At 46.5% G+C, this 10299-nt stretch carries 7 protein-coding genes and 1 pseudogene; 5 read left to right on the forward strand and 3 right to left on the reverse strand.

Annotated elements, in window-relative coordinates; all coding sequences use genetic code 11:
* Positions 1–282 precede the first annotated feature (282 nt).
* The 3 genes from rpmI (at position 283) to Q0620_RS06030 (ending at position 3019) form a co-directional block, all read left to right on the forward strand.
* On the forward strand, positions 283–474 hold the full coding sequence (rpmI, locus tag Q0620_RS06020; RefSeq protein ID WP_005871089.1) for a 50S ribosomal protein L35: 192 nt from the start codon (positions 283–285) through the stop codon (positions 472–474).
* 98 nt (positions 475–572) lie between these two features.
* Positions 573–929, forward strand: coding sequence for a 50S ribosomal protein L20 (gene rplT / locus Q0620_RS06025; protein ID WP_297961674.1), 357 nt, complete (start codon positions 573–575; stop codon positions 927–929).
* Between the two features lie 128 nt (positions 930–1057).
* Positions 1058–3019, forward strand: a complete 1962-nt coding sequence (locus tag Q0620_RS06030) for an autotransporter domain-containing protein (RefSeq protein WP_298783761.1) — start codon at positions 1058–1060, stop codon at positions 3017–3019.
* Positions 3020–3488: 469 nt separating this feature from the next.
* Here Q0620_RS06030 and Q0620_RS06035 read toward each other — a convergent pair whose 3' ends face one another.
* From Q0620_RS06035 to selA, 3 genes are read right to left on the reverse strand one after another with little or no spacing between them, the layout of a single operon-like run.
* Positions 3489–4202 carry a histidine kinase gene (locus tag Q0620_RS06035; RefSeq protein ID WP_297949471.1) on the reverse strand — a complete coding sequence of 238 codons (714 nt, stop codon included), beginning with the start codon at positions 4200–4202 and terminating at the stop codon, positions 3489–3491.
* A 51-nt stretch (positions 4203–4253) separates the two neighbouring features.
* Positions 4254–6074: a selenocysteine-specific translation elongation factor gene (gene selB / locus Q0620_RS06040; protein ID WP_298783762.1), complete on the reverse strand. Its 1821-nt coding sequence runs from the start codon at positions 6072–6074 to the stop codon at positions 4254–4256.
* Entirely contained in the window at positions 6067–7677 is a 1611-nt protein-coding gene (gene selA, locus Q0620_RS06045) for an L-seryl-tRNA(Sec) selenium transferase (protein WP_298783763.1), read from the reverse strand. The genes selB and selA overlap by 8 nt, the downstream gene beginning before the upstream one ends.
* A 166-nt stretch (positions 7678–7843) precedes the next feature.
* Between selA and Q0620_RS06050 the strand changes: the two genes are divergently transcribed.
* Both Q0620_RS06050 and Q0620_RS06055 read left to right on the forward strand, forming a co-directional pair.
* Positions 7844–9526: a 4Fe-4S dicluster domain-containing protein gene (locus tag Q0620_RS06050; protein ID WP_298783764.1), complete on the forward strand. Its 1683-nt coding sequence runs from the start codon at positions 7844–7846 to the stop codon at positions 9524–9526.
* Positions 9526–10299 (forward strand): annotated as a pseudogene (locus Q0620_RS06055) (hypothetical protein); the annotation flags it as partial. The gene Q0620_RS06050 and the pseudogene Q0620_RS06055, both read left to right, overlap by 1 nt.

Here is a 10299-nt window from a genome sequence, read left to right on the forward strand (position 1 = left end):
AAAATTTTAAAATTTACGCGCTGTTTTTCCCCGCGGTACAGCGCGTAAATTTAAACTAAATAGCAAAATTTTAAAATTTATACAGGCTAAGTTTATCTCTAAATTTAGACCTTTAAATTTGTATAAAATTTTTTGTATCCAGCCAAACCGAATCTTAAGCGAGTGGCAAAATTTAACTTTAAATTTATCTTGCGTTAATTTAAGCTCTAAATTTCCTTAAATTCAAATTTTTCAAAGAAACTTTATTATATACTTCCCATTCACTTTAAAAAAAGGACGACCATGCCAAAGATGAAAAGCGTGCGCGGTGCCGTCAAGCGTTTTAAAGCGGGCAAAAACAAGATCAAAAGAGGCTCGGCGTTTCGCAGCCATATTTTGACGAAGATGTCTCAAAAACGCAAGAGGAATTTGCGCGAGGCCCAATACGTCGATTCTACGAACGTATCTGCGGTTAAAAAAATGCTTTGCAAATAGTGCGAAGTTAGTTTTTGACGAAAGTCATTCAAACTCCCCTAAATTTATGGATTTTAGGGCAAGATCCCAAAAGGGACGCCGATTAAGAAAGGATTAATATGGCAAGAGTAAAAACGGGCATCGTTAGACGCCGCCGTCACAACAAGGTGCTAAAGCTTGCGCGCGGATTTTATAGCGCAAGACGCAAACATTTCAGAAAGGCCAAAGAGCAGCTGGAGAGAAGCCTCGTTTACGCCTTCCGTGACAGACGCGCGAAAAAACGCGATTTCCGCAGACTTTGGATAGTGCGCATCAATGCAGCTTGCAGGCTGAACGACATCAGCTATTCTAAATTTATAAACGGACTGAAAAAAGCGGGCATCGAGCTTGATAGAAAAATTTTAGCAAATATGGCTATGAACGACGCCGAAGCTTTCGCAACCGTCGCGAAGAAGGCAAAAGCAGCATTAAAATAAGCTTTAAAATTTGGCCGTCTTAGGGCGGCTAAATTTTTAAATTTCGACAAAGCTTTTAATTTTAAAAGCGCGTCCGCAAATTTGTCGAAATTTAAGAATTTGGATAATTTTATTTGAGGCGGTGCAGAATGCTAAAGTCTTTGAAAAAAATCGTATCTCTTGCGCTTGTCGGTGCAGCAGGGTTCGGCTATGCGAGCGAGCAGAATTCCTGGAGCTATGCAAACGCGCAAAAATCTCCTTCCAACAACACTTCCCGTTCCGATGTAATGAGCGCTGCGGACAGCCTGGGCGCGAAATTAAGCAGGCGCGACGCGGCTAGCGATAACTCAGCGAGTGAGCAGTACGAAAACTCGTTTCGTATCAAGCTCGAGTACGCAAGGGGCTTTGCCAAAAAGGGCTCATATTCGGGCAGGCTTAATAATCAGCGCGTTATGATGCCTGCATTTCGCTGGACGGGCAATAGCGGCGTAAATGCCGAGTTTTGGAACGGCATTACCAATATAGGCGGCGCGCTGGTTCCTTATGTGGCTTTCGGTTCATACGAAGCGGCGACGCCGGGCGATCAAACCACGCAATATCTGGTCAGAAGAGAAGAAGACGCAGTTCAGATGAAGCGAAATATCGCGGCGGGCATATCAAATTTAGGCTATACCTATACTACAAATTCTACTAGAAATCTAAATTTAGTCTATGCCGATATAGATAATTTTGTAAATTTCTACGGCAGAGAAAATATCGCGGGATACTTCATCGACGAGGTTAATACCGAAAACAATCCCGCAACTATCGCCTATATGAAGAGTATCTACAATTATATCAAGACCAAATACCCGGGAATGCTCGTTTTGGCAAACAATGGCTGGGGCGTGCGCGACGCCATAGCTCCCTATGCGGACGTTTGGATGCTGCAAGAGGTGAGCGCGGACGACTACATAAACCACTATCGTCCTAGAACCTCTGAGTTTGAAAAAGACCCCGCAAATTCCTCTAAAATTTTGCACGTCATATACAACGCAAGACCGGATCAATACGACGAGATCATAAGGCTATCTCGCGAGCGCAACGCGGCAAATCTATTCATCACCTCCGATACGAATGCCTATCCTAGCGGATACGACGATCTGCCTACCTATTTTGAAGCGCTGATGCTGGCGATCAATAATTTCACGCCTAAAAACGGTAGCCTGTTTTCGCAGGTCGCAAGAGGCGGCAACCGGGTAGGCATCGAGATGCCGCGCTCGAAGGTCGATCTGGATCTTACAAAGCTTGCAAGAAATTCCGCTTATAAAAATTTAGCCGATACCGACGGGCAGGAGTTTAACGTAAACGTAAGCGCGATTGGAAACTACGGCGGGGATTACAAAGACCGCTCGGGCGGCGTCAAATACGATCACAAGAGCGACGGAATTTTACTCGGAGCCTCCAAGAGAGTGGATGATCTTACGCTGGGCGTGATCTTTGGGTATCAAAAATCTGACGCTTGGTATGAGGGTAAATTCGACGGTGTCAAAGAAAACATCAAATCCTACGAGCTCGGTCTGGCGGGCAGATATGACTTTAACGAAAACGTGGATCTGGCGGTAAATTTAACCTATTCGACGAACGATCATAAATTTGAAACCAACAACGGATTCGGCGCTATCCACGGCGCGAAATACAAGTCGCAAATTTGGGATTTCAGTACGAGGGCAGGGTATAAATTCTTATTTGAAAACGGCTACATTAAGCCATATTTGGGGCTTGGAGCGATTATGGTGAACGAGGACGCGATCTCTAGGCTTAAATTTAGCTCCGCTTCAAAAACCGCGCCGAACGGCACCGCGGGAATTTACGCGATCAAGGCTTTCGGCGATCTGCAGATATTCGCAAATGCGGAGTACGAGCATCGATTTAGCGGCGATTCGTATCATGCTAGCAGAAAGTATTCGGACAGATACGACGTGGAGGGGCTTGATTATTCTAGCGGCGTATTTAACGGCGCGATCGGACTGAAATATAAGATCCTTCAAAGCGTCGCACTTAGCGCGTCGTACGAGCTAAGCGAGAGCAAAAATAGCCTGGCAAGAGCCGCTTTTGACGTGGAGTTTTGATTTTAATTGGAGTAGCCCAAGATAGGCAGCTTGAAGCACAACTGTAAATTCCTCTTTGCCGCAAAGCGAAAATTTTATGAAATTTGCGGCTAAATTTTACCTGGGCTTTGCTGCGAAATTTTAAAATTTCGACCGTGGATTTTGCTTGCATATTTTCTCGCTTTTAAATTTCATACACTATCGCTTTTATGCTACTTTCAATATAAAAATAGTGTGGAATTTTGCTGTAGAATTTTGCACGTGTCTTTTAACGGTATTAAATTTTAAAATAGTGCTGCTTTAAATTCCGTGATTATGAAATTTTAAAATTTTAATCTGGTTCGATAAAGAGATTTTGCTAGGCGGCGGGATTATAAAAATTCTAAAGCAATTACTCGTAAAATTTTATAAAATCCGGATTAATTAAAATCGCTAAGGCTAAGACGATGAGGTAGAATTTTGCGGATCGCTCCGCAAAATTTAAGAAAGATTATTTTAGCTTGTCTAGTTCGATGATGTAAGGCACCGAGTTTACCCCCGCACCGAAGTATTTGGCAGCTAGGGCTTTTGCAGCATTTAGCTCGGCAGCGCTTACGTCTTTGGCGCCTGCTTTGTTATCTTCAGCGTAATATTTTTTAAAAACCGCTATCTTTTGCTCGTCGGTTTTAGCATTTTTGATCTCTTTGTAGATGAGCGCGGATTTTGCGTGGCCGTCATCGCCGTGAACGGAGGTCATGATTATATCGACATTGTTATTTTTTAGCGTTTCTTCAATCCTTGCCATCTCTTTGCGGCAGAATGGACACAAGGCGTCCGTCAGCATCAAAATCGTAGGTTTTTTTGGATCGTTTCCTAGCTTGATGATATTGTCTTTGCTCTCTGCTTTGAAGACCTTACTTAGCTGTCCTGCGATGCGGTCTTGTTTGATCTGCTCCTTATAGACTACGCGTTTTTTAGGATCGATGATATCGGTAAAGATCAGATCGCCTTGGGTGAAGATGATCTCCTCTTGCGACATATTGCCTTGAGAAATCTTTAAAACGACCGCTTCAACGCCCTTTGGCTCGCTAAGTGGGATGCGCTCGGCGACCTTTATTTCGATGCCTTGAGGCGCGCCGCCGTAGATGGATAGAATTTCGCTGTCGCTTAGAGCCGCGTTTAGGCTCGCTGCGAGCGCAACTGAAGTTAAAATAGCTTTTTTCATTTTTTTCCTTTGCAAAAAATTCCGCGCATTGTAGTGCAAAATTTTAAATTTTTACTTTTTCAAATAGCGCTTATTGTCGATCGTCACGATATTTCCCATCTTATCTAGGTATTCGAGGTAGCAGATTACGAATTTTCTGCTAAGCCCAAGCTCCTCTTTGGCGTTTGTGACGTTTACGAAGCCCTCTTTTTCGATGATTGCGTAGAGGCGTTTGATCGCTAGGGCTAAATTTTCGGCCTCGACGAAGAGATTGTGCGCGAGACGGACGACCTTTTTGGCGTATGTTAGCTTTTTTAGCGCGTCATCGCCGCTTTCGCGGTCGATCTCTAGCTCGTCGTAAATGTTATACGGCGCAAGCGGCGCGATACCGCCCTTTTTGATGAGATCAAAAATTTTACTTTCCAGGCTCTGTTTGAGCGCGTCAAAATCCACCCCGGATTTTACGTAAACTCCGCCCTTTTTGGAGATGATGCCGCCTCGCTCAAGCTCGCTAAGCGCGCGCGCAGCAAGATCTTCGCTGGCCCACGAGAGCTTTAGGGCGATCGAAGCGGGCGAAAAGATCGCGTAGTCGTTTTTTGAGACGATAAATTTTATGAGGCTTTTCACGTCCTCGATCGCGCTTAGATCGTAAACGCATAAATTTGCTTCGTCAAAATACGTCCCCTCTAGACCGCGCGCGATCTTTACCGCTTCGTCGTACTCCATTCCGAAGCGCTGATACGCCGAAAATAGCCCGAATCCATGCTTGTGAAAGAGGCTTAAAATTTTAAACGCTTCGGTGAAATTTCGCTTCAAAAGCGCGGTGAGAAGCACGGCTTTGCTCTGCTTTTTTAGCGGCTCGACTACGGCGTTTAGCACGCGTCCGCCGCCGATTACGCGCGAGTTTGACAAGCAGACGAATGGCTCGCCGAATTTCAAAAACATCGTTTTGTCAAATTTAAAGCTTACGAGCTTCTCGTTGCCTTCAAGCTCCTTTAAAATGAGCGCTTTTGCCGCGCTTTGCTTGCTTCCGACGCAAAACAGCACGTCTTGATTATGCGAAATTTCGCCGCTAAAGGTACAGTCGGCTTCATTAAAGCCGCGGAAAAAGCCCTTTTTGCTTAGGATTTGCCCCTTTTCAAGCTCACTCGTTTTGGCATCTAAGCTCAGCGCAACGCGGTTTGGAGCCTGCGCTAGCGGCGTATCCTCGTCGTGGATCTGCACGCTTTTGATGTTAAAAATTTTACCCAGATCGCAGTTATAAAGCTTTTCGCCCTTTGAAATCGCGCCGTTAATGAGGCTGCCCGTTACGATGGTGCCGAGCCCCTTAAGCGAAAAGACGCGGTCGATGTAGTAGTGCACCACGCCGCCTCCTTGGCGCTGCGCGGGCTTGATATTGAAGAGATAATTTTTCAGCTCGGCGATGCTTGCGGGATCTTTTATGCTGATAAAAAAGGTATTTAAAATTTGCAAATCCTTAAATTTGGAGATATATTCCTTACACTGCGCCGCGACCTCGGATCTGCGCGCGTCGTCGGCTAGATCGCACTTGCTGATGCATAAGATCACGCTTTTTACCCCAAGCAGCGATAAAATTTGAATATGCTCTTTGCTTTGCGGCATTAGCCCGTCGTCCGCGGCGACTACCAGCATCGCAGCGTCGAAGGCATACGCGCCGCTAATCATCGTCTTTACTAGATTTTCATGCCCCGGAACGTCGATGAAAGCGACGTTGGTATCCCCAGAGCGCAGATGCGAAAAGCTAAGATCGATCGTGATGCCGCGCTGCTTTTCGCTTGGCATTCGGTCTCCTTCAAAGCCGTTTAGCGCCTTGATTAACGCGGTTTTTCCGTGATCGATATGGCCTGCGGTGCCGATGATTACGCTATTCATAAATTTCTCCGATCTTTTTTATTAAATCTTGCAAGTCGCTTTTTAAAATCGATCTGAAATCGAGCAAAAATTTATCATCCTCGATCCGTCCGATTATACCCTCAGCGCGAAATTTTGCCTGCGTGCTCTGCGGATCTGCACCGTCAAGTATCGCAAGCGCGATGCTAGGATAGGAGGCGCCGGGCATCGTGCCGCCACCTACGAAGGTGGTAGTAGGCACGATCTGCGATTTTACGCCGATGCGAGATTGCACTAACTCCGCTCGCTCACGTAGCTCATCTAGGCTTAGATGGATCTGATCTATCGTCGTGATGAGGTGAAATTCTTTATTTATATACGCTTTGATCGTCTCGGCAAGCAGGCTTAGCGTGATCTTATCCACGCGCAGCATTCGCAGTAGCTGGTTTTTTCGCAGGCGCGCGATGAGCTGCCGATCTCCTAGGATGATGCCGCACTGCACGGAGCCGAAAAGCTTGTCGCCGCTAAAGCTAAGCAGCCGCACGCCGCTTTTTAAAAGCTCAAAAATGGATGGCTCGCTTTTGCCTAGCCCAAATCCCAGCTCGCTCGCGTAGCCGCTTCCAAGATCGTAATAATCGATGATCTCGTTAAAACTTTCCACTTTTTTCATGCTAAATTTTGCAGGAGCAATCTTAGAAGCTTTAGCGAAAATTCCGTTCTCGCCGTCTTCATGAAAACACTCGCTCTTTTCGGACGGCTCGCCGCTATTTAAATTTAGAGCACTCGCAGAGCTATCCGCTAAGCTTAAACCATTCGGCGCGGAATTTAAAATTTCGCCCGCTGCGTCCGAAGAGCCGCCGCAAAGATCTGCTAAATTTTTAAAGCTTGCCGCTCTAAGCGCTAAAAATTCTCTCTTTGCCTGTGAGGCGCGACGTGCGAGAGCCGCCACCTCTGTAGCGCTTACGCTAGAGCTAAAGCCCGAAATTTTAAAATTTGAGCGGTGCACCTTCATCAAGATCGCCGTATTTTCATTGATCGCTTCTTCGTAATCGTCCAGCTTGGTTTTGTTCGTAGTGCCGATCTCTACGAGCTTTGCGCCCGAGTTTGACATCACTTCGCTTACTCGAAAGCTTCCGCCGATCTCGACTAGCTCGCCGCGGCTTACCACGACTTCACGTCCGCGCGCGAAGGTATTTAGCACCAAAAATACCGCCGCAGCGTTATTATTGACCACGAGTGCGTCCTGCGCGCCGAAGAGCTCGCTGCACAAAAGCGCTATGTAGTCGTATCTGTTGCCGCGCGCGCCCTCGGATAGGTCGTATTCTAAATTTGAATACGAGGTGATGATCTTTTGCGCGCGGGCTAAAATTTCGGCGCTGATGACGCTGCGGCCGAGATTTGTGTGTAGCACGACGCCAGTTGCGTTAATGAGCGGTTTGAGGCTTAGATTTTGAAATTTTTCGTAGCGCGATTTGATGCGCGCAATGATCTCGCTTTCGCTTGCGAGCTCGCCTCCTTGTAGCGCCTTCCTGCGTGCCTCTTCGATGAGCTCTTGCGCGATTTTGATGATTTGCGGGCGGAGGCAGTTTTGAAACTCCTGCGCGTTTGCGATTTTGTCGATTTTTGGTAGTTTGATTCGTTGCATTGCGACCCCGATGCCTTAAAATTTAGGCGATTTTATCATTTAAAGCTTTGATTTTGCTTTATCTATAAAATTATTAATTTAAATTCGATTTACTTTAAGTGCAGAATTTAAAAGCTGTTTAGAAAATAAGAGTAAAACCCGCCTAATTATCAATTTAGGATAGATTATGAAAGAACATGGATTTTACGCCGCGGGGCTAAAGGATGTCGTCTTAAGCGATGATATCGAAATTTGCGGCGATGAAGAGGGGACGAAAAATGAGGAATTTATCGTTGCTAATTCGCCGAAACTAAAAGCGCAAATTTATGCGCCCGAGATAAATTTTTATATAGAAAATTCCGCAGATGAGCCGCTACAAATCGCTAAAAACGTAGATATTTTGTATCGCGCCAAGGATATTGCCTTCGACGGCGCGCTAGATAGCGACTATCAAAAGCCCGTCGGCAAAAACGTAATTCTCGCCTGTGATGAGCCGCGAGAGGGGCTTGTGAGGCTACTTAGGCGGCATGGATTTAAGGTGATCGCGTTAAGCAGGGCCGAGATTAAGTTCGTCTACGGCGAGATTGGCGATCTTGCAGTTACGATTTTAAGTGAGCGAGATGAGGTTGAGACTGAGGCGGATTTTTTCTTGATTAGCGGCGCAGCGCCCTATCAATTGCGACAAAGCGGCTGCTACGAGATATCGGGGCTAAAAGACGATGAAATTTTAGAAATTTTAAATTCCAAAAGCCCGGTTTATCATTATAAGAATTCCACGATCTTCGATCCTGCGATTTGCCAGTATCAAGGTAGGCGAAATGAGCTGCGAGCGCCATGTGTGGAGGTTTGCCCTACAGTGGCGATTTTGAAAAACGACGAAAAGCGCGAGTTAGTATTTTCACATATCGACTGCGTCGGTTGCGGCGCGTGCGTGAGCGTCTGCCCTAGCGGCGCGCTGAAATTTGCCAAGCTGCCCCAAAGCGTATTTGGCGAGATCGCAAAGCTCTATGCAGGCAAAATTCCGTTTCTCATCGCAGAGAGCGAAATCGAGTCCGCACCCGCAGTGCAGCTTCCGTGCGGCGTGCTGCCGTTTGGAATTTTTGGAAGCAGGCAAATAGATGAGGTAAATTTGCTAAGCGCGATGCAAGAAAGCGGCTCGAGTGTGATCATTTACGGCACGGACGTGGGCGAGGGCACGCGTGAAGCGGTGGAGCTTGTCAATGGAATTTCGCGCGCGATCTACGGCAAGGACGCAGTATTTTTAGCGCGAAATTTAACCGAGCTGCAAGAGGCGCTAAAGCAGGCGCAAAGCTCTCAGCCGTGGGCGTTTAGCCTAAACGAACAGGGCCTTAGCAAGAAAGAAATTTTTTCCAAACGCGTAAGCGCGATGGTCGGCGAGGACAGCTTCGGCGCTGTAAAAAGCGGAGAGTTGCTAAAATTTGGCAAAGTAAGCATAAACGAAGCAAGTTGTACGCTCTGCCTTAGCTGCGTGGGCGCCTGTAATACCGGCGCGCTGTATGCCGATAACAGCGACAATTCGATTAAGCTCAACGCTTCGCTTTGCACGACATGCAACTACTGCGTGCTAAGCTGCGCCGAAAAGGATACGATCGAGCTTCAGCCTTGCGGCGTGGAGCTTGAGCCGGGATTTTTTAATTACAAAATGCTAGCCAAAGACGAGCTTTTTAAGTGCATCGAGTGCGGTAAGGAATTTGCGACGAGCAAAGCCGTGATGAAGATCGCGGATATGATGGGCGCGCATTTTGCAAACGAGCCTGAAAAGATGAAGACGCTTTTTTGCTGCGGCGATTGCAAGGCAAAAATAATGATAAAAAAACAGATAGAAGATGCTAGAAAAGGAGCGATGTAATGGATGCGAATCTACTTCAAGCAAGAAGCTACTACTACGAATTTTTTGCAATTCCGTTTTTTTTCTATGAAACGGATGCGAAATTTAAGCGCTGGAAGGAGCAGCTGGAGTTTTTACGCAGCTCGCCCATTGTGCCTAGCGATGAGGCGGAATTTCAAAATTTGGCGAAATTCGATTTTACAGCGTTTAAAAGCGAGCAAAATTCCGTGCTTTTTGATTTTTCATACGCCAACGTGCCGATGAGTGCGAGCTTCTACGACGAGGGACGCGATGATGGGCGTATGCGTGTCGCGGTAATCGACGTGCTAAAAAAGAGTAAATTTCGCCGTAATATGGAGCTTTGCAAAGAGTGCGAGGACTATGTGGGATTTATTTTTTACCTGCATTCGACTCTGCTGCGCGACGCGGCTGCAAAACACAGCGCAGTTTTAAACGGACAAAATTTCGTGACAAAAGAGCAAAATTCCACAAATAGCGCGAGCTGGACGGCGCAAGACGGAAAAAATTCTGCAGGTTCGCATGGCAGTAAAAATTTTACAGGCCCGCAGGATGGCAAAAATGCTGCGAACTCGCAATACGCTAAAAATTTCATCGGCGCGCAAGACGGAGAAGCGCTGGCGTTAGAGCTTTTTACGAATGTCACCAACAGCTTTGTGGATGAGTTTAGCGAGCTTTTGTGCGGGCATGTGCGGGCGGATTTTTTCAAATCATTAGGCGCACTAATGAGAAGCTTTTTTGCGCTAGAACGCTCGCTTTTAGCGCTTGCCGCTCCG

It is taken from the genome of uncultured Campylobacter sp. (assembly GCF_938017615.1).
In the GTDB taxonomy this organism is placed as follows: Bacteria; Campylobacterota; Campylobacteria; order Campylobacterales; family Campylobacteraceae; genus Campylobacter_B.